An 18,308-nucleotide genomic window follows, 5' to 3' on the forward strand; every position below is an offset into this window, starting at 1 on the left:
AAAGCTTGGTCAAATTGGCCAAGCTTTTTGTTAATACGTGTCGTGAATAAAATAAATATATCCATCATCCTGAATAATCACATGACCTGACAATCGATCAATAAATCTATCCAGAATATCTTTATTTACTACTAGAATTCCATCTTCTGCCTCTTTCCAGGCATCTATTCCGCCCTTCTTTTCATGCCAGTCACACTCATACTCAGCATAAGCTAGCTTGTCAAAGAACAGTTCTTGACTTGTAGGTGCATCCTCAATAGAGATGTCATCCAGGTCCGCATATTGTGAGATATCTTCCACATAGACATCGCTTCCCTGGTATTGGTCTCCATACATTTCTTTGATTTCTCGCATATCCGCCCAGAAAGGAAGTGCTGGTCCACCTCCATTGCCAGCTAGCCAATAACTACCAAGATTATGGATTCCATCATATGCTGCTACAGCCAAAATTACGCCAATAGACAATGTAGCTATCACCTTCAAAGCAACTGTTGTATCCTTTAATGAATCAATACCTATAGCTACATAGATACCACTCAGAACAGCGGCTAATACGAACGACGAATATATGTACCACTCATTAAAAAAACCAGCCCAGGAATAGAACAAAATCGAAACCCAAAACCATATCCACAAGATCGCATTTTCTCTCAAATCAGACAAAACAGCCTCAGCAACCATTTTGCCTGATTTTTTACCAATGAAGAGCGCTATAATGTAAAACGCCATTCCGTACATTAACAGTCTAAACGTAAGCGTTTTGGGCATCATCTGAAAGAATTCAAAAGTCACTCCAACAAGCTTATCTTTTGCTTCTCCAAAAAGCATATTATAAAAGAATTCTGTGCCATCAAATCTAAATCTTAACGCTGCCCAAGGAAAGACTACTACAATTGCAGTAAGAACAGAATAAATAATATATTTTAGCCTCTTTTCCTTTGCCAACAAAGGTATACAACAAATTGCTGACAAAACTACTGTTGTTGAATTGAATCCCTTAGCCAAAAAAGCCAATCCGGTAAATGCGCCAAAAGGAATAAGATATCTGTTATCGTCCTGAGCTTTTATCATGCAGATAATACCAGCGAGTATAAAGAGAACGTATAATGCATCAAAATTACCAGTTCTAATCATGTGATAATCATATAATAGGTCCATGGAAAGAAATACGGCCAGAAATACTACTACCCCGCTAAGAGCTAAATCCTTTTTGCCAAATCTTTTAGTAATATGTCTATATAAAAAAACAGAAATAATAACACAAAGAATCGTACCAGCTATAGCAGATGGCAATTTAAACGTTAATATGTTTATTCCAAATAATCCAAAAAGGATGTTTGTAAGCCAATAATATAAAGGTGGCTTAGAATTAACGTAGTCTACTTCTCCGTTATATAAATGCACCACCCAGTTACCTGCCTTAAATGTTTCATACGCATTGGATGCATGCTTAGCTTCATCAATATCAAGCCAGCCAATAGCATCCAGTCTGTAGAAAATACGAAGCAGTATCAGTACCGCAAAAAAAGCTATTAATATGATATTTGTAACTTTGTATAGATTTTTCACTTATTACTCCTCTTGTTTGAAATTTTTACATATCTAGATGAGTATAATCTTTATCAAGAACAAATACAACGAAATCACCAAATTCTTTTTGTTCTACTATCGTCGGATCATTGTTCTTAAGAAACACATCAAACTCTTCTAATCTCGGCTTGGAAACCACATAACACGTCGGTCCCTGATCATTCTTGATGGGAGGGTACCAGGTGGCATCACTTAGCCACTTCATGGCGTTTAATTCTTCAAACTTATCAAGCTGTCTGATCTTGACCGCTTCATTGGCCACTACAGTCATGGTACTTGCATGGGCAAAGTTTGAGTAACCATACTCATAGCCGTTGTCCTGCATCCACCTGGCCATCTCCATATAGGTTGAACTGTCTGAAGCATCATTCTTAATAAGAACCTGGTCAAAAAGCATTCCTGAATCTGCTCCAAATACAATGACCAGAGCAGCTACTATAGCAGCTATCCATGATTTTGAATAATGGGATAAAAGAGCAAGTCCTACTGCCACCAGGAAGATCAGCGGAAGGAAATATCTTGGTGCAACCTCCACTGTACTAAAGGTGGTAGATATCATTACTACTGCAATCTCAATCGGTATTACTGCTGCTCCCCACAGATTAGGTGTATCCAGGAAATGCTTAATGGATAGTATAACTCCAGCAACAGCAAGGATGATAAACACTATGATCAGTGGCTGCATCCTGTTTATCTGAAATACCTCAGTAAATGACGGCCACACTTCCTGGAGGAATTTCTCGGGAGCGTGCCTTAGATTTCTGGAGGTATCACTGTACATGTGTGTTCCAAGAAATATAGCACAAGCAAGGGCTGTAACAGCATAGACTATAACGCTTACTGTTACAAATCTGGCTTCATCCTTTTTCTTCTGGAGAAAAAGCACCAGTCTTCTAAGTATCTCTGTTCCAAGGAGAGGCATAAAGATAAATACGCTGGCGTGCATACCCTGCAGTCCGTTAACAACAGTAAGTGCCAGGGCGATTATGCTAAGAAGGGATAGCTTTTTTAACCGAAGCGATCTTGCATATACTGCCATCACAAAGAACATGGTGATGAAAAGTCCAAGATACATTACGCCGTAAAGGTATAGCATCTTGTGTATAGAGCCTGCAGGTACTGCAAGAGTCAGGGACAGGATCAGCATGACAAGGCTCTCTTTTAGCGTAAGTCCGATCTCAAAATTGAAGAAAAGCATACAGCCAATCAGGGCAATCACCATGATGGTGCAGGCTATTCCCATGGAGAGATTAAGGTCGTTTCCTACATATGGATAAATAAAGGGCGCGAGCCTCGCTGCTGCGAAAATCTCTCGACCGGTGGACATAAACCATGTGTCTGGCTGCCAGCCCCCGTTCTCCCAACAGGCTTTGGCAAGGAGTGTCTCTCCTGCCACATCTGCGTCCATATATGCTGTATAGTGATTGATATTGGCATCTGCAAATATCAACACGATCCAAATAGTCAGAGCTGCTGCCACAAGGCACAGAACGACATTTACTATTTTGTCGAGTTTAGCCATTAACCTTAAGTCCTTTCCTGATGGTCATTAAGGACCTCTGAAATAACATATATTGGGCGGCTCTTGCTCTCTGAGAAGATGTTACCAATATACAGGCCCACAATTCCAATGGCACTCAAAGTAAGTCCTCCCATGAGATAGATTGAAGCGATCATAGATGGCCAGCCCATGTCCAGATCTCCCACTGCAAAGTTTCTGATCAGCAGGTAAATGATGAATATGGCTGATATGGCAGCAATTCCAAGTCCGGCTTTCATGGCCATGATCAGAGGTTTGTTTGACTGCTCAGTAATGATACTGATGGCGAGATTCACCTTTTTCCTGAAGGTATATGAAGACTCGCCAGCAAAACGCTCATCACCTTCGATTTCTATAGTGGTGTCATTGTAGCCAAGCCACATAAGGAACATGATGTAGTCTCTGTTCTGCTCCTTCATCTCAAGGAATGAGTCAACAACTTTTCTTCTGGCAATACTGTAGTTACCAACCTCAAAGTCGTATTTCATATCAGAAAGATAATTGTAAACTGCGTAGAAGGATCTGGACAAAGCCTTAACTATTGCGGAATCCTTACGCTCTTTTCTCTTGGAATAGACGATATCGTAGCCCTCATCTATCTTGTCCAGGAATTGAGGTATAAACTCCGGACGGTCCTGAAGGTCGCAGTCCATAACAATAACAAGATCACCTACTGACTTCTGAAGACCTGCTGTTATGGCTCTCATCTGGCCAAAGTTCCTTGAGAGATGGATTCCCTCCACTCTGGTATCAGCCTCACAGATCTTCTTAATCTCGATCCAGGAGCCCTGAGGACAGCAATCATCTACAAGTATTATCTCAAAAGTCCTGCCTGTCTGCTCCAGGGTCGCCACTAGTCTCTTATGAAGTTCTGGTACTGCTTCTCTGCAGCCATACACAGGTATTACTACTGATATATCCATTTAGTTGCCTTTCGTTTCAGTGTTTTTCTCTTGGTGCATATTACACTATTTGATCAGTACATGTCACTACTTAATATAAGATATGAGCCATCGAACAGGATCACATGACCACTTAAATCTCCTGCAAACTCATCCCAGCGGTCTTTGTCAACGATGATGATTGAATCTGGGTCAGACAGGAAATTGTCTACTGTACCATCTACCGGCATGAGATCAGGATACATCTCAGCCGGAGCAACGTACTCCGGCTCCCAGTGGTCCTCATTTGCCACATCCAGTCTGAACTCTGATATCAGGTATGCGTTGACTCCTGAATAGGTATCACCGTACTGATCCTTGAACTGCTGCATGTCTTCCAGGAACTGATCCACCGGATGTCCTCCTGTTCCAGCAAGATTTACATCGTACATAATTGTTGGAACGATGCAGAACAGTGAAACAGCAATTATAGCTACTGCAGTAAGTGCCTGGGATATTACAGTTTCTTTTCCCACCTCTTTGATACAGTACTCAGCAAGGCGGGCTGCTAAGATGCAAAGAGCTATCTGTGCGGTGTATGTGTACCATGAAAGGAAGCTTCTGGTTGCTGCAAAAAACACTACAGGGACCACAGTCCAGACGATAAAGAGGTAGTTGTCCCATGCAAATTCCTTAAGGGACGTTGTAGCTCTTTTCTCCTGATCCGAAGCAGTGCGTTTTGCGACCAATGCTATGATCACCATCGCTATAACAGTTGCCACAAATACAAAGAAACTGTTTGATGTAAAGAAATCTATGATGGGCGCGCTCATATTCTGGCTGGCGTTTGAAACTCTTCCAGCAACTTCGCCCATAAAGAGTTTATTGATGAGCTCCATTCCATCAAACATATATCTCTTAGCCATCCAGGCAAGCGGAATAGCTGCAGCAAGGAGTGCTGAAATGATAACTCTTGGAATAGACTTAAATGCTGCCTTGCACTTCGGAATATAGAGAAGGCCGATCACAAATATCAGTGCTGAGTGAGGGCCTTTGCACATGAAGGCCAGGCCAAAGGAAAGGCCATAGAGGTACATGAAGTTTGGCTGTTCAGCCATCATGTAGAGAGACAGCATAGCTGTCACAAAGAACAGATTGTAAATGGCATCCATCTCTGCTGCTCTGTACATATGGAATGTAAAGAAGGTTGAGCATGCTCCAAAGATTATTGGGAACAGTGCTGCTGCGTAGGTTTTCTTGTCTCGGATAAGAAATACTACGATGAGTGCTATAGTGATAAGTCCAGCCAGTGCTGAAGGAAATCTGGCTGCAAAATTGCTGACACCAAATATCTTGTAGGACACCATCATCAGGTCCAGACAAAGCGGTGGCTTGGAATTGAAGTAGTCAGCCGCATAGCGGTAGGAATTGATGATCCAGTTGCCCTGCTTGACCATCTCATAGCCGTTAGTCGCATGCCATGCCTCATCAGTCTGAACAAGGAAGCCTTTTCCAAGGTTGTGGAACAGCATGTAGGCATCTACAGCTATAAATGCAGCAAGTATTATTATCCAAAAAATTTTGGTTTTTGATTTCATGGGTTCTTACACTCCTGTTTTAGGGAATATTATTCCTAGAATAACCACATAACAGTATACCACATAAAGAGGGCGCAAATCTGTTGTTTTTCGGATTTGCGCCCATTTTTTGAGTCATTGATAGTTATTATTTATGCATGTTTTATTTTCTGTAGTAATCTACAATCTTCTTAACAGCTGCGATTACGGATTCTACGTCATCATCTGTCATCATTGGGTACAGAGGAATACTCATGATTCCTTCATATATAGCTTCTGCATTGGGGCAGAGGCCTTTTTTATAGCCACGTTCCTGATAGAACGGGAAGTAATAAACAGGTACATAGTGCACCTGGCACTGAACATTCTCTGCGCTCATAGCATCAAAGAACTCTCGTCTTGTGCAGGAGAGCTTGTCCTTGTTGAGACGAATGATATACAGATGTCTTGTTGTGTCGGACTCTGGGATTTCTTTTTGCACAATGATCTCTGGCATGTCGGCAAAAGCTTCATTGTAGCGGTTAACTATGGCCTTACGTCTGTCTGAGAACTCTTTAAGCTTAGTGAGCTGACTGGTAAGGAGAGCCGCCTGGAAGTCAGTCATTCTATAGTTAAATCCAAGGGTCTGCATTTCATATACCCATGGTCCCTCAGGGTTCTTGTCCACGAATTCTGCTGGATCATGGCTGATACCATGCTGTGAAGCAAGGCGCAGCTTGCGGTACAGTTCTGGGTCATTGGTTGTAATAGCTCCGCCCTCTCCGGATGTGATGGTCTTAACTGGATGGAAGCTAAAGCATGTTATATCTTCGATGGAGCCCTCTGGCTTACCGTTATATTTTGTACCAATGGCGTGAGCTGCATCAATAATAAGGGTAAGACCGTGCTTGTCACAGATCTCCCTGATTCTGTCATGTTCTACTGCCTGACCAGTGAAATCAACTGCAACCACTGCCTTAGTCTTGTCAGTGATATGCGCTTCGATTGAGTCTGGATCTATGTTGTAGGTCTCAGGATTGACGTCAGCAAATACAGGTGTTGCACCCACATATACTGCACAGTTCGCTGAAGCAGCAAATGTAAGCGGTGTTGTGATCATCTCATCACCAGGGCCAAGGCCTGCAGCGATTGCTGCACAGTGAAGAGCTGCTGTTCCGTTGCAGACTGAAACTGCATACTTCGCACCAGTAACCTCACAGAGCTTCTGTTCAAGGGCTGTTACTCTTGGACCGCATGTGATGTAGTCTCCTGTAAGTGAGTCTGCTACAGCCTTAACATCGTCATCGCCAATCCACTGACGACCGTAATATATCTTTTTTGATCTAACCGGGGTTCCCCCGTGTATTGCAAGTTTTTCCATAGTATTCCTCTTTGCGATTCAGTGTTTTTTGCTCTCTATATAGTAACATTTTCTGTCAAGTAGGTTTATTTAATTGTAATCTCATCGCCCTCTCTTGCCAGGCGCATTTCGTTCGAAGCGCAGTTATATATGTCGTGCATGGCATTCTCCATGCCATTAAGGAATGCATCGGAGTGATTAGGTGCATGGTGAACCAGGATCATCTCTTTAACTCCGGCTGTGGTCCTGAGTTCGTTGGCTTTCTCGCAGGTTGAGTGACCAAAGGTCTTACATCCTGGGTACTCTTCTGGGGTGTACTGGGCGTCGTAGAGGACGAGGTCTGCCCCCTGAGAAAAGTCTATCAGAGTTTTGAGTGGCTCTGTAGAATACGGTGGTATGAGCCCACTGTCCTTCCTGTCATCTGGAAGTTCCTCGTGCTCGAAGTCTGTAGCATAAACTAAGGTTGTTCCATCGCACTCAAGTTTATATATAGTGGATCCGCCTGGGTGATTGGCTGGTATAGCTGTTATAGTAACAGGACCAATCTGAAAGGCAGAAGCATCTTCTTTTACATCAATGTAATTGATCTTAGCTGGGAAAATATCAAGGCTTACAGGCCATAGTGGGCGTTTGATGTAAGTGTCCAGCTGCTGGCGTATTGTGCGGCCTTCGTGAGAAGCTCCGGCAATCGTCAGTTCTTTTGCCCCAAGAGTTGCAACGTACATGGGGAGTCCCAGCACGTGGTCGATGTGGGCGTGAGTTATGATAATGGTCACGTTCCTGTCGCCAATGTCAGGCATGTTCATGATACCTGTGCCTGCATCAAGGATGATTGCCTCTGTTTCTGTCATGTAAAGATAGCTACTGGTAGCTCCTCCAAACTCTACATACTCAGGGCCTGAAACCGGCATGGAACCTCGGCATCCAAGGACGTGAAGTGATATTTTATTAGTTGATTTTTCGTTTGTCATGTTGATACCTCTTTTAATAATTGTATCAAAACTAAACGGTAAAAAAGAAAAAAATTTGCATATTAATCAAAAAAAGGAATATAATATATTCCAATAGTTTACATTTAAATTTTCTTAAAGGGAGGAAACAGCGATGGCAGCTAAGGTTAATACTAAGATTGAGCTTCAGTTTGGCGATAAGGCAGTTAGCGAGGATCAGCTCGTTGCTCAGGCTAAGAAGGCTTATGGCAAGAAGGATATCAAGAATCTTGATATTTATGTAAAGCCAGAAGAAGGCAAAGCTTACTATGTTGTTAATAACGATGTAACTGGTAGCTTTGATCTTTAATTTTTCTTTTTAATTTTGTTAAAAGGGCTTCGTGTGACAGGATCGCGCGGGGTCTTTTTTATTTGCGCGGAACAGGGTCGCTTGCGAGGGTCTTTGGTGACGATGACGCCTGGATCAGCCAATGGCTTTGGCTGCGATGGCGCAGACTGCTGCCAGTACGACAGCTATGATGGCGAAGATACGCATCCACCTGTAAGTTTCTGCCTCTTCTTCATTATCTTTATTGAGTTGCCCAATTGTGAATACCACCACTCCTGCTATAAAGATAAGAGCGGCGTAGATTGTGAGCATTCTATTCATAATGTAAAGTCTCCAAATATACTTGTTGTAGCTGCTGATGAAGCGTTGCTGGTGTAGGCCTTGATCAGGGCCTTAGCCAGGTCGGAAGTGTTGTTGGTGGCGTTCGATGTAGTTGCTGTCTCTGTAGCCACGTTTCCGGATGTAAGTGCATTCGTCACGTTTCCAGATGTCAGTGCGTTGGCCAACAGGGAATTTGTGTTAAGGTCTGACAGTGATACTGTATCGAAGGCTGAGGTTCCATTGCTGCTCTTATTCTCCGAATCGTTACCCTCATTGAAAAGCGAGCTCTGGATGAGGTTAGCTGAGAAGTACTGTGACTTGGACAGATCCTGAAGAGCCTCTGTGCTAAGAGTTCCGCTGTATGCATCGCGGTTAGTGTTGGTATTTAAAGCGTTAGCACCTGTAGCACCAGTAGTTGATGTTATTCCAGATGCAGCAGTTCCTGAAGCAACAGCCTTTGCCAAGGGATTGGTAGCGTCTGCCGCCTTAGTAGCTTCTACCGCTTTGTCTGTATCTGTCACTGCGTTGGCAGCTCCAGCCTTTCTGATCTCTTCAAACGCACCATTGAGCTGCTCGAATGTATTGTCAATTGAACTTACAGCCTGCTGCACTTTAGCTTCTACTGTGTCCTGAACCTGCTTCCCGATGTCAGGCATTGTAACCTGGTCATGGATCCTGTTCTCTATGTTCTGCTGAATAGCGCTTGAGAGCTCGGTTGAGAATTGTGTCTTAGCTGCAATCTCTTCCTGAGCACGCTTGGAAGCCAGGCTTATTTCTGATATTGAATTGAGGTATTTGTTGACAGCACTTGTCAGTTTTGAAATATCGAATGACATATCTTCTTTCCTCAAAACACTAGATATATGGTCTTAGTTAGCTTTATTATACTATATTTTCCCATTTCTGCCATAAGTATATATTTAGCATCTTTCTTAAGCAGAGGGTGCCAAGTATAAATATGGATTTTTCTGCACATCAGAACAATGTATAGCGGCAAAAAAAATAGAAATATGCCTTCAGGAGATGTTTTCGCTCGCTAAAGGTATACTTTTTTCAAGTTATTGTATGTGGGCTATCTCAGCGTATGCCTTCAGAGACTCTTTTCGCTCACCGAAGGTATACTTTTTGCAACAGCATCATCAACACTCAAAAAAGGTATACCTTCACGCAACAATTTTCACTCATGAAGGTATAAATTCAACAAAAAGCCCGTAAACTCATCAAAATCCCAGTATAAAATGGATTTTTCCGTACATCAGAACAATGTACAGTAACCGCAGATGCGGTAAAAACAGAATCCCCGCACATCAACACAAAGTGCAGAGCCAATAATAACAACTACTACGCAAACAGTCAAGAACACGCCGGCTTATGGCAATTGACTCTCTCCCCCAATAAACCTTATACTTATTTCATGAATACTAATTACGCAACAGACAGCTTTCGCGGGCGATTCCGCTACAATTTAAAACAGCTGATGGACTTTGAGAAGGATGAATCCATACAGAAGCAGCGGTATCACACCGCCATGATCCTGTTCGTGGGGTTTATCCTCTACTCTGCCATTACTATCATTCCCTGCGTCAACAGGGGATATCTTCATGGCATGGTTTCAAACCTCTCTATCATCGTGGTTTTCCTTTTGGCGATGCTACATCTCCAGCTATTCCATAATCATGCCAGCACCGTTATCCTGGGGTCTTACGAGTTGTGTCTGGTGCTGTTCATCCATTTCATCACAGAGACTGACTGGACCATCGGAATGGACGCCTTCTGGCTCTTTATTCTGGTCATGCCCTTTATAACAGACTACATGGCAGGAGTTGTGTATGGCACTATAGCTGCCTTTAGCGGACTGATACTGAGTTTTGTGTGCTTCCACACCAGGATGCTGTATTACCTTCAGCCCTACGGCAAGAACATGATCAACTGGTTTACCGTTATCTACTTTGTAATGATGATGGCATCAGCTGTAATCGAGTATGAGCTTACCACTTACCAGATAGATAAAAAGCTCTCGGACGAGAAGATCTCTTTTTACCAGAAAGAGAGAACTCACAGGCTACAGCGTCTTCTTGAGATCTACGAGAGCAACGAGCAGACCATCAGAAAATACAAGCACGACGTAAGGCACTACAACCGCGTGCTGGCAGGATTCATACAGAATAAAGAGTATGACGAAGCCGCCAAGTACCTGCAGGAATTTGACGATATGTTAGAAACCGTAACATCGGTGAGCTTTTGCGACAATCCTATTGTCAACGAGCTTTTGTCCATCTACGCAAACCGCTGTCAGAAGATGGGATTTAAGCCAAGATTCAAGGCAGTTGTACCGGAGCACTTCCCAATAGAGTCCACCGACCTTACAAGTCTTGTGGGCAATATCCTCGAAAATGCCTGCGAAGCCTTAAGCCACGTAGAGGAGGAGCGACGCGCTCTCCAGTTTGAAATAACCTACGATGGCAGGAAGCTCAAGCTCTTTACCAGGAATCCCTACACAGTGGAGACCACCTTTAAAGAGAACGGTCTTCCCGTCAGCACCAGAGAGGTCCAAAGCGGTGTCGGAACCGCCCAGATCAAAGGAATCGCCGAGAAGTACGGAGGCGTGGCAAGCTTCACCCAGGAAGAAGACAGCTTCACAGTAAAAGCGGTCCTGACCTGCATGTAATATAAATAATCGCGCCAGCAGAGCGCATTAAAAAAGAGCACATTCTGGTTCAGCCAGCAATGTGCTCTTTGATCTTGTCCTTAATTCTATTCTCCACCAGAGTTGCGATCTCCTGGGTCTTCATTCCCTTATATTCCTCGTAACTGATGGGATCAAGGTAGTAAACGTAAGTGGTCACAGGTCCCTTGTGAGGGCTGTTGTAAACCTTGTAGGAATCAACAAGCGCCACTGGAACGATGGGACACTTGGCCATCTGCGCCGCCTTAAAGCTTCCTGCCTTAAAGGGCTCCACCACGTTCTGATTGTTCTCCTTGTAGCCACCCTCCGGGAAGAGGATGTATTTCTTGCCGTCCTTTTGGATCTCTTTTGCCATCTCCTGGAAAACCCTGATGGTACCGCGAAGATCCGTAAGTCCAAATGACTTGCCGTCCACCAGCATCAGAAACTCCGCCACCAGGATGATGTGGGCCTTGGCCTCATCCATAACGAAGGAACATGGCGCATCGTGAGTAGCAAAGATACCAGGAACGTCGTACTTGCCCTGATGATTGGGGTACAGGATGTATCCACCCTCCTTGGGGAGTTTGTCCTGACCGATAGCTACAGTCTTGTAGCCCATGGAACCGTTCATCTTGGACACCATCTCTCTTGCCACCGCGTAGCGATCTTCCAGGCTGTGCCTCTCCGGATGTCTCATCCAGATCCTTGCCTTCACCACGTAGTAGATGATCCGATGAAGATTTTTAATAATCGTAACTACATAATTGCTCATTCAAAAAACTTTCTAGTCCTAAAAATGTGTATAACAACGAAGAATTATATCACATCAAATCTTTTCCATCAAAGACTTAAATCCAAACTCCTTAAACTGAGCCACAGCCTTATCTTTATCGAACTTTATGCGGTAGTGCTCAAGCTCATCCGGAACTGGGAAGTCCCTGCGGATCTGTGCAAGCTCTTTTGACAAAAGAGCTATATCCCTGTATTCACAAAGTGGCTTCATGGGGCTTCTGGTGATCCCAAGCTCTTCTTTCCAGCTGCCAGCAAGGGCTTTGAGCGCCTTGTCATCTCCCGCCTCGTCGATAGCTTCGTAGATACCCTCAATAGTGTCATATTTAGCCAAAAGAGGTATCGCCGCACTGCTGACTCCCTTGACGCCCGGAATGTTATCGCTGCTATCACCCTGAATGCCCTTCAGGTCCGGAATCTGCTCAGGGCGGACGCCGTACTCCTTAAGGCAAAGGTCCGGAGTTACTTCAAAGGCTTTATCAGGAAGGCTTACAAGCTTCTTGTTCCAGCCGTACTCCGCACCGTATTTATTCTGAAGTTCCTCAGCGGTCTCCTGCTTGGTCTGGATCAGCCACACTCTTGTGTAATCGGACACCAGCTGAAGATAATCGTGGTCCTTGGTAATGATATAGGACGGGATCTCTTTTTCAAAACGCGTAACCACGCTGCCTACGATGTCGTCGGCTTCAAACCTGTTATCGCTCATGACAACAAAGCCAAGCTCCCTTAGCATGTTCTCCATGTTCTCGAACTGCTCCTTGAGTGGCTCTGGAGTGTCGCCTCTATTGCCCTTATAATCCGGGTATTTCTCACGACGGAAAGTGTCCCTTGTCCTGTCGAAAGCAAACATCATATGTGTGGGCTTCTGCTCAGCCATGATCTTAAGGATCGTGCGCATCATGCCATACATGGCGTTGGTGTACTGGCCCTTGTCGTTGTGCATGATCTGATTGTAGAGCGCCACCTTCTTGTCAGGATCTTTTTCGAACAAAAGAGCTTTCGGAAGGTTTCCATAATAATTGGTTACCAGCATGGAGCTGCCATCTATGAGGATAAATTTGTCGGACATAATGCCTCCTTAAATTTCATAGCAATATACCCATAAATCTTATCATTATATAAGTTTTGCAACAAGAAAAATGAGATGATGATTCTAAAATGTGCCTATTTTGTCAAACTTTATGCAAAATTTAGAGAATTGTTAGGAAAATGAGATAATTTTAGTCGGTAAAGCGTTATAATATTCATATGAAATGCCGATAATCATTATGATGATATTACTTATATTAGGAGGCGCCAAAGATGAAGAAAGGTTTTTCAATTAAGTTAAGGATTTTATCATTCACAGTTCTGCCTGCTACCGTTATCACGATAGCTCTTTTGATCTGCGGTATCAGACTGATCAAGGGCGGAATGGAGCAGGAGATCTTAAAGGGACTTATGTCCTCTGCTTATACCTATAAGGATATAGGTGTGAATGTTACATACCGTGAACCTGGAGACAACGAAATTGAGAGTAATCTGAAAAAAGATACTGGCTACGATTTCACCTGGTTTGACGGAGATACCAGAAAGAACTCATCCCTGGGAGCAAACGTAATCGGAACCCAGGCTGCAGATACTGTAATAAAGGCCGTAATTAACGGCGGTAACACTTTCTCTTCCACCAATACACAGGTCGCTGGAAAAGCGTATTTCGTTGCATATGTACCTGTTAAGGATGAATCCGGAAAGACAGTTGCCATGGCATTTACCGGTGTTTCCAGAGAGTCTGTGGACGCACTTGTGGCAAGATCAACCAGTATCATGGTGATCGTTGCAGTTATCGTACTTGTTCTCTCTATCCTGGTTGCCATCTATCTTTCATCCGGAATGGCAGGAGCCATCAGAGAGATAAATAAGAGTATTGAGCACTTGGCAAATGGTGAATTCGTTCGTCCTGAAAAATATCTTGATAGAAGCGACGAACTTGGAGTAACACTTAACAATACAAATGGAGTTATTGATACTCTTGAGACTATAGTTGATAACATCAGACAGTCAGCAAGTTCTGTAAACGCTTCATCCACAGAGCTCTCTGACATGGCAGATCAGATTTCACACACAGCTGAAGACGTTTCAAATGCTGTACAGGAGATCGCATCCGGAGCAACCCAGCAGGCAGACGAGATCCAGAATGCCGCAGACAACGTTGGAAGAATTGGCGATGCAGTTGGAAACGTACAGACATCTACTGGCGAGCTCGACAATCTTGCAGGCAAGATGAAAGAGGCTTCTGAAGTTTCAAGTTCATCCCTTGAATCCCTCAAGAGCTCATCTGCTGAGATGACAGCTAAGATCGACGAGATCTCAACTACCATCCAGAGAACACAGGAAGCAGTTAACAATATTTCTTCAAAGGTTGAAGGAATCACATCCATCGCAACACAGACCAACCTCCTTTCACTCAACGCTTCTATCGAGGCTGCAAGAGCCGGTGAAGCAGGAAAAGGATTTGCAGTCGTTGCTGGAGAGATCGGTAATCTTGCTGAGAACTCAAGAATCATGGCAGACGAGATCAGGAAAGAGATGGAGATCCTCCTTGAAGAGGCAAATGCAGCAGTTAGTGCAGCAGATGACGTTCGCCAGGGCAATCTGGATCAGCAGGAAGCTCTTGAAGGAACCATCACATCCATCAACGGAATGCTTGATGACATCAACTCCACAGTTGGCGGCGTAAAGAGCATCAGCGAAGGCGCTGACCAGTGCGAGACAAGTAAGAATGCGGTTGTAGATACAATGAGTGCTCTTTCAGCTATTTCTGAAGAGAATGCAGCTTCTTCACAGGAAACTGGCGCTTCCATGCAGGAGCTCTCCGCAACAGTTACTACCCTCGCTGGCAATGCTAACGACCTCAAGAGCGTTGCAGATAAGCTTGAACAGGATCTGGCGTTCTTCAAATAATCCATATCATGACATAGTTAAAGCCCGGTGCTTTTGCATCGGGCTTTTCTTATACTCTTTAGTCGAATATATCCTCGCCGAAGCGAACCTTGCAGTGGGCTTTTATGGCTTCTACGCACTTTTCAAATCCCAATTTACTAGAATCCAGGCAGAGGTCGTAGTTCATGGCGTCTGTCCACTTCTGACCTGTGTGGTGCTCATAGTAAGCTGCGCGATACTTGTCCTCTTTGGCCATGAATTTCTCAAGTTCATCCTTGGGAAGGCTCTTAACCTTGGCTGCCTGCTCCACGAGGAAATCGTGTGGGGCATGAACGAATACGCTAAGAACGTTGTCGTAGTCCCTAAGCACAAAATCTGCTGCTCTTCCAACAACTACTCCGCTGGTGGTCTCAGCAAGCTTTCTGATGGCTCTTGCCTGGAATGCAAAGAGGTTGTCCTCTGAAGTAAATTCCTTGCTCTCAGGTCCGATTATCTCGCCGTTATACACCTTAACAGGGACCTTGAAGAAGAGACTGTTCCTCATCCTCTCATCGTTCTCAAGGAAAAGGCTCTCGCTGATACCGCTCTCTTCTGAAGCAAGCCTTATCAGCTCATTATTGTAATAGTGGATACCGAGGTCCTTGGCGAGCATCTCGCCAACAGTCCTTCCGCCACTTCCGTACTGTCTTGCGATTGTGATGACTATGTTACGCTTCATATGCGCCTCCGTCTATCTGAATTAGTAGCTAAGCTCCCGCAGGATGCGGAGCTCGGCAGTTCTTGAACTTACTCTCCAAGGTATGCCTTACGAATTGCTTCGTCATTAAGCAGCTCTTTTGCATCGCCCTCTTTGGCAATTGAGCCAGTCTCTAAAACGTAGGCTCTGTTGGCGATTGAAAGGGCCTTCTTGGCGTTCTGCTCAACCAAAAGAACTGTAACGCCGTCCTTATTGACGTCCTCGATAATGCTAAAGATCTCGTTAACGAAGATAGGTGACAGTCCCATGGATGGCTCATCCATAAGGATAAGGTCAGGATGTGACATCAGAGCTCTTCCCATGGCAAGCATCTGCTGCTCGCCACCTGAAAGTGTTCCAGCAAGCTGATTCTTACGCTCTTCAAGTCTTGGGAAACGCTTGTAGATGTTAGCAAGTGTAGCCTCCATCTCAGCCTTGTCAGCTCTTGTGTAGGCACCCATCTTCAGGTTCTGAAGAACTGTCATCTGAGCGAATACGCGCCTTCCCTCAGGCACCTGTGCCATTCCAAAGGTTACGATCTGATGGCTTGGGATCTTGGTAAGCTCATGTCCCTTATAATTAATTGTACCACCATCTGCCGCGATCAGTCCCGACAAAGTATGAAGAGTTGTAGTCTTACCAGCGCCGTTTGCACCGATAAGAGCCACGATCTCGCCCCTGTCTACGTGAAAAGAGATTCCCTTTAGGGCCTGGATCACGCCATAATATACGGATAAATCTTTGACTTCCAAAATTGAACTCATATATACCTCTTTCATAAGGAAGTTCTGCCTCGCTACGCTCACCATAACAACGTTCGAACTAGGTTCGACAGAACCTCACCAAGTTCTCTCAGCTTCCCAGATACGCAGTAATAACTTCCGGATTAGCCAGCACCTCTTTTGTCTCGCCCTGGCAAAGAACTCTACCAAAGTTCAGCACTGTCAGCTTCTCACAGATTCCTGAAACCAGCTTCATATCATGCTCGATAAGAAGTATAGTCATATCAAACTCCCTGCGGACAAGGGCGATGGTGTCCATCAGCTCTTTTGTCTCGTTGGGGTTCATTCCGGCTGCGGGCTCGTCAAGAAGAAGGAGCTTAGGGCCTGTAGCCATGGCTCTTGCGATCTCAAGCTTACGCTGTTTCCCGTAAGGGAGGTTCGCAGCAAGAGTGTCCCTCTCAGCGTCAAGATCAAAGACCTTTAAAAGGCGCATTGCCTCAGCGTCCATCTCTTTTTCCACCTTGGAGAATCTTCCAAGATGAAGGATTCCCTCGAGGGCGCTGTACTTGAAGTGCTCTGAAAGACCTACCTTAACGTTGTCGATAACGCTCATGTTCTTGAAAAGCCTGATGTTCTGGAAGGTTCTGGCGATACCTGCGTGGTTGATCTCGATGGTGCTCTTTCTTGTGATATCCTCGCCGTCAAGCCTGATGATACCTTCGTTTGGCTTGTACACACCTGTCAAAAGGTTGAAAACTGTGGTCTTACCGGCGCCGTTAGGTCCGATAAGGCCGTAGAGCTCGCCCTTTTCGATGGATATATTGAAATTGTCAACGGCGCGAAGACCGCCAAATGAAATGCTAAGGTTGTTTACGTCAAGAAGTGCCATATTTAAGCCACCTCCTTTGCGCGTTTAAGGTTCAGGCGGCCGAAAGTTCTTTTCCTCCACTCGATAACCTTCGGTGACCAGTTCACGATCATCATGACGATGAGCACGATTGAATAGATCAGCATTCTGTAGGTGTTGAGGCCTCTAAGGAGCTCAGGAAGCAGGTACAGGATGCATGCCGCAATGACGCTGCCTCTGATGTTTCCGATGCCACCAAGTACCACGTATACCAGGATCATGATGGATGCGTTGTAGCCAAAGTACTGTGATGACGCCGTCAGGGTTGTGATGTTATGGGAGAAAAGAACTCCCGCAGCCCCTGCAATTGCAGCAGAAATGGTAAATGCCATCATCTTGTAACCTGTGATGTTGATACCTGTTGCCTCAGCGGCGATATAGTTGTCACGGATGGCCATGATAGCACGGCCGTCACGGGAATTAACAAGGTTCTGTACTACGAAAAGTGAGATGAGGAGCACCACGATACCGATGGTGAAGTTGGCGTTGTGAGGTGTTCCTGTAATACCCATGGCACCGTTGACGATGATGTCTCCGTCCGCCTCCATGCCAAGAGCCATGCTGTCCTTCATGGAGAAGTGCACGCCCTTAGAATCGATTCCGATGTAAAAAGAGTTGATGACGTTCTTGATGATCTCGCCAAAGGCCAGAGTTACGATCGCCAGGTAGTCACCTTTAAGACGAAGAACAGGGATTCCGATAAGGAAGCCAAACAGCGCTGCGAAGGCAATTCCTATGATGAAAGCAATGATGAATCTTGGCACTGTTGGGATGCTGTTCTCTGTAGCTCTTGAAAAGAACGCACTTGTAAATGCTCCGATGCACATAAAGCCGCAGTGTCCGATGGATAGCTCTCCAAGGATACCTACGCAGAGGTTAAGGGCAACGGCGATGATAGCGTAATAGGTCATCGGTACCAGAAGGCCCTTCATGTGGCTTGACAGAACACCTGTCAGCATCAGGATCTCAACGATTATATAGAAGGCAAGGACAATGCCATATGTGATTAAGTTCTGTTTAGTGATCTTGTTTTTCATG

General features: G+C 44.7%; 17 protein-coding genes. 3 read left to right on the forward strand and 14 right to left on the reverse strand.

Annotated features, from left to right (window positions below; translation table 11 throughout):
• Nucleotides 1-30: 30 nt before the first annotated feature.
• The 6 genes from D6855_RS12740 to D6855_RS12765 all read right to left on the reverse strand — a co-directional run bounded on the left by D6855_RS12740 (nucleotide 31) and on the right by D6855_RS12765 (nucleotide 7,898).
• Nucleotides 31-1,569 carry an ArnT family glycosyltransferase gene (locus D6855_RS12740; RefSeq protein ID WP_120741689.1) on the reverse strand — a complete coding sequence of 513 codons (1,539 nt, stop codon included), beginning with the start codon at nucleotides 1,567-1,569 and terminating at the stop codon, nucleotides 31-33.
• A 25-nt stretch (nucleotides 1,570-1,594) separates the two neighbouring features.
• Nucleotides 1,595-3,112 carry a hypothetical protein gene (locus D6855_RS12745; RefSeq protein ID WP_120741691.1) on the reverse strand — a complete coding sequence of 506 codons (1,518 nt, stop codon included), beginning with the start codon at nucleotides 3,110-3,112 and terminating at the stop codon, nucleotides 1,595-1,597.
• Nucleotides 3,113-3,117: 5 nt separating this feature from the next.
• On the reverse strand, nucleotides 3,118-4,053 hold the full coding sequence (locus D6855_RS12750; protein ID WP_120741693.1) for a glycosyltransferase family 2 protein: 936 nt from the start codon (nucleotides 4,051-4,053) through the stop codon (nucleotides 3,118-3,120).
• 53 nt (nucleotides 4,054-4,106) lie between these two features.
• Nucleotides 4,107-5,609, reverse strand: coding sequence for a glycosyltransferase family 39 protein (locus D6855_RS12755; RefSeq protein WP_120741695.1), 1,503 nt, complete (start codon nucleotides 5,607-5,609; stop codon nucleotides 4,107-4,109).
• A 142-nt stretch (nucleotides 5,610-5,751) separates the two neighbouring features.
• Nucleotides 5,752-6,948, reverse strand: coding sequence for a UDP-4-amino-4,6-dideoxy-N-acetyl-beta-L-altrosamine transaminase (gene pseC, locus D6855_RS12760; protein WP_120741697.1), 1,197 nt, complete (start codon nucleotides 6,946-6,948; stop codon nucleotides 5,752-5,754).
• Between the two features lie 65 nt (nucleotides 6,949-7,013).
• Nucleotides 7,014-7,898, reverse strand: coding sequence for an MBL fold metallo-hydrolase (locus tag D6855_RS12765; protein ID WP_120741699.1), 885 nt, complete (start codon nucleotides 7,896-7,898; stop codon nucleotides 7,014-7,016).
• A 133-nt stretch (nucleotides 7,899-8,031) separates the two neighbouring features.
• Between D6855_RS12765 and D6855_RS12770 the strand changes: the two genes are divergently transcribed.
• Nucleotides 8,032-8,226 (forward strand): DUF6465 family protein, encoded by a 195-nt coding sequence (locus D6855_RS12770; protein WP_120741701.1) that lies wholly within the window; start codon nucleotides 8,032-8,034, stop codon nucleotides 8,224-8,226.
• Between the two features lie 114 nt (nucleotides 8,227-8,340).
• On the opposite strand, the gene D6855_RS12775 is transcribed toward D6855_RS12770, so the two are convergent.
• Together D6855_RS12775 and D6855_RS12780 are read right to left on the reverse strand one after the other, a co-directional pair.
• Nucleotides 8,341-8,526: a hypothetical protein gene (locus D6855_RS12775; protein WP_120741703.1), complete on the reverse strand. Its 186-nt coding sequence runs from the start codon at nucleotides 8,524-8,526 to the stop codon at nucleotides 8,341-8,343.
• Entirely contained in the window at nucleotides 8,523-9,362 is an 840-nt protein-coding gene (locus D6855_RS12780) for a hypothetical protein (protein ID WP_120741705.1), read from the reverse strand. Before D6855_RS12780 ends, D6855_RS12775 begins: the two co-directional genes overlap by 4 nt.
• Nucleotides 9,363-9,940: 578 nt before the next feature.
• Between D6855_RS12780 and D6855_RS12785 the strand changes: the two genes are divergently transcribed.
• A complete protein-coding gene (locus D6855_RS12785; RefSeq protein ID WP_120741707.1) occupies nucleotides 9,941-11,194 on the forward strand; it encodes a sensor histidine kinase in 1,254 nt (417 codons plus the stop codon).
• Between the two features lie 49 nt (nucleotides 11,195-11,243).
• Here the strand turns inward: D6855_RS12785 and D6855_RS12790 are convergent, their stop codons facing one another.
• Together D6855_RS12790 and D6855_RS12795 are read right to left on the reverse strand one after the other, a co-directional pair.
• Nucleotides 11,244-11,966: a lysophospholipid acyltransferase family protein gene (locus D6855_RS12790; RefSeq protein ID WP_120741709.1), complete on the reverse strand. Its 723-nt coding sequence runs from the start codon at nucleotides 11,964-11,966 to the stop codon at nucleotides 11,244-11,246.
• 54 nt (nucleotides 11,967-12,020) lie between these two features.
• Nucleotides 12,021-13,052 (reverse strand): 5'-3' exonuclease, encoded by a 1,032-nt coding sequence (locus D6855_RS12795; protein ID WP_120741711.1) that lies wholly within the window; start codon nucleotides 13,050-13,052, stop codon nucleotides 12,021-12,023.
• Nucleotides 13,053-13,285: 233 nt separating this feature from the next.
• On the opposite strand from D6855_RS12795, the gene D6855_RS12800 reads away from it, so the two are divergent.
• Nucleotides 13,286-14,926 (forward strand): methyl-accepting chemotaxis protein, encoded by a 1,641-nt coding sequence (locus D6855_RS12800; RefSeq protein WP_120741713.1) that lies wholly within the window; start codon nucleotides 13,286-13,288, stop codon nucleotides 14,924-14,926.
• Between the two features lie 58 nt (nucleotides 14,927-14,984).
• Here the strand turns inward: D6855_RS12800 and D6855_RS12805 are convergent, their stop codons facing one another.
• The 4 genes from D6855_RS12805 to D6855_RS12820 all read right to left on the reverse strand — a co-directional run bounded on the left by D6855_RS12805 (nucleotide 14,985) and on the right by D6855_RS12820 (nucleotide 18,307).
• Nucleotides 14,985-15,623 (reverse strand): cytidylate kinase-like family protein, encoded by a 639-nt coding sequence (locus D6855_RS12805; protein WP_120741715.1) that lies wholly within the window; start codon nucleotides 15,621-15,623, stop codon nucleotides 14,985-14,987.
• 68 nt (nucleotides 15,624-15,691) lie between these two features.
• Nucleotides 15,692-16,405 carry an ABC transporter ATP-binding protein gene (locus tag D6855_RS12810; protein WP_120741783.1) on the reverse strand — a complete coding sequence of 238 codons (714 nt, stop codon included), beginning with the start codon at nucleotides 16,403-16,405 and terminating at the stop codon, nucleotides 15,692-15,694.
• An 88-nt stretch (nucleotides 16,406-16,493) separates the two neighbouring features.
• Nucleotides 16,494-17,252 carry an ABC transporter ATP-binding protein gene (locus D6855_RS12815; protein WP_120741717.1) on the reverse strand — a complete coding sequence of 253 codons (759 nt, stop codon included), beginning with the start codon at nucleotides 17,250-17,252 and terminating at the stop codon, nucleotides 16,494-16,496.
• Nucleotides 17,253-17,254: 2 nt separating this feature from the next.
• On the reverse strand, nucleotides 17,255-18,307 hold the full coding sequence (locus D6855_RS12820; RefSeq protein ID WP_120741719.1) for a branched-chain amino acid ABC transporter permease: 1,053 nt from the start codon (nucleotides 18,305-18,307) through the stop codon (nucleotides 17,255-17,257).
• Nucleotide 18,308: the final 1 nt, after the last annotated feature.

It is taken from the genome of Butyrivibrio sp. CB08 (assembly GCF_003625485.1).
Classification (GTDB): Bacteria; Bacillota; Clostridia; order Lachnospirales; family Lachnospiraceae; genus Butyrivibrio.

Excerpts from the sequence above, each read along its gene's own strand:
- D6855_RS12745 (WP_120741691.1), bottom strand. The coding sequence starts at position 3,112 with ATGGCTAAACTCGACAAAATAGTAAATGTCGTTCTGTGCCTTGTGGCA.
- D6855_RS12750 (WP_120741693.1), bottom strand. The coding sequence starts at position 4,053 with ATGGATATATCAGTAGTAATACCTGTGTATGGCTGCAGAGAAGCAGTA.
- D6855_RS12755 (WP_120741695.1), bottom strand. The coding sequence starts at position 5,609 with ATGAAATCAAAAACCAAAATTTTTTGGATAATAATACTTGCTGCATTT.
- pseC (WP_120741697.1), bottom strand. The coding sequence starts at position 6,948 with ATGGAAAAACTTGCAATACACGGGGGAACCCCGGTTAGATCAAAAAAG.
- D6855_RS12765 (WP_120741699.1), bottom strand. The coding sequence starts at position 7,898 with ATGACAAACGAAAAATCAACTAATAAAATATCACTTCACGTCCTTGGA.
- D6855_RS12770 (WP_120741701.1), top strand. The coding sequence starts at position 8,032 with ATGGCAGCTAAGGTTAATACTAAGATTGAGCTTCAGTTTGGCGATAAG.
- D6855_RS12775 (WP_120741703.1), bottom strand. The coding sequence starts at position 8,526 with ATGAATAGAATGCTCACAATCTACGCCGCTCTTATCTTTATAGCAGGA.
- D6855_RS12780 (WP_120741705.1), bottom strand. The coding sequence starts at position 9,362 with ATGTCATTCGATATTTCAAAACTGACAAGTGCTGTCAACAAATACCTC.
- D6855_RS12785 (WP_120741707.1), top strand. The coding sequence starts at position 9,941 with ATGAATACTAATTACGCAACAGACAGCTTTCGCGGGCGATTCCGCTAC.
- D6855_RS12790 (WP_120741709.1), bottom strand. The coding sequence starts at position 11,966 with ATGAGCAATTATGTAGTTACGATTATTAAAAATCTTCATCGGATCATC.
- D6855_RS12795 (WP_120741711.1), bottom strand. The coding sequence starts at position 13,052 with ATGTCCGACAAATTTATCCTCATAGATGGCAGCTCCATGCTGGTAACC.
- D6855_RS12800 (WP_120741713.1), top strand. The coding sequence starts at position 13,286 with ATGAAGAAAGGTTTTTCAATTAAGTTAAGGATTTTATCATTCACAGTT.
- D6855_RS12805 (WP_120741715.1), bottom strand. The coding sequence starts at position 15,623 with ATGAAGCGTAACATAGTCATCACAATCGCAAGACAGTACGGAAGTGGC.
- D6855_RS12810 (WP_120741783.1), bottom strand. The coding sequence starts at position 16,405 with ATGAGTTCAATTTTGGAAGTCAAAGATTTATCCGTATATTATGGCGTG.
- D6855_RS12815 (WP_120741717.1), bottom strand. The coding sequence starts at position 17,252 with ATGGCACTTCTTGACGTAAACAACCTTAGCATTTCATTTGGCGGTCTT.
- D6855_RS12820 (WP_120741719.1), bottom strand. The coding sequence starts at position 18,307 with ATGAAAAACAAGATCACTAAACAGAACTTAATCACATATGGCATTGTC.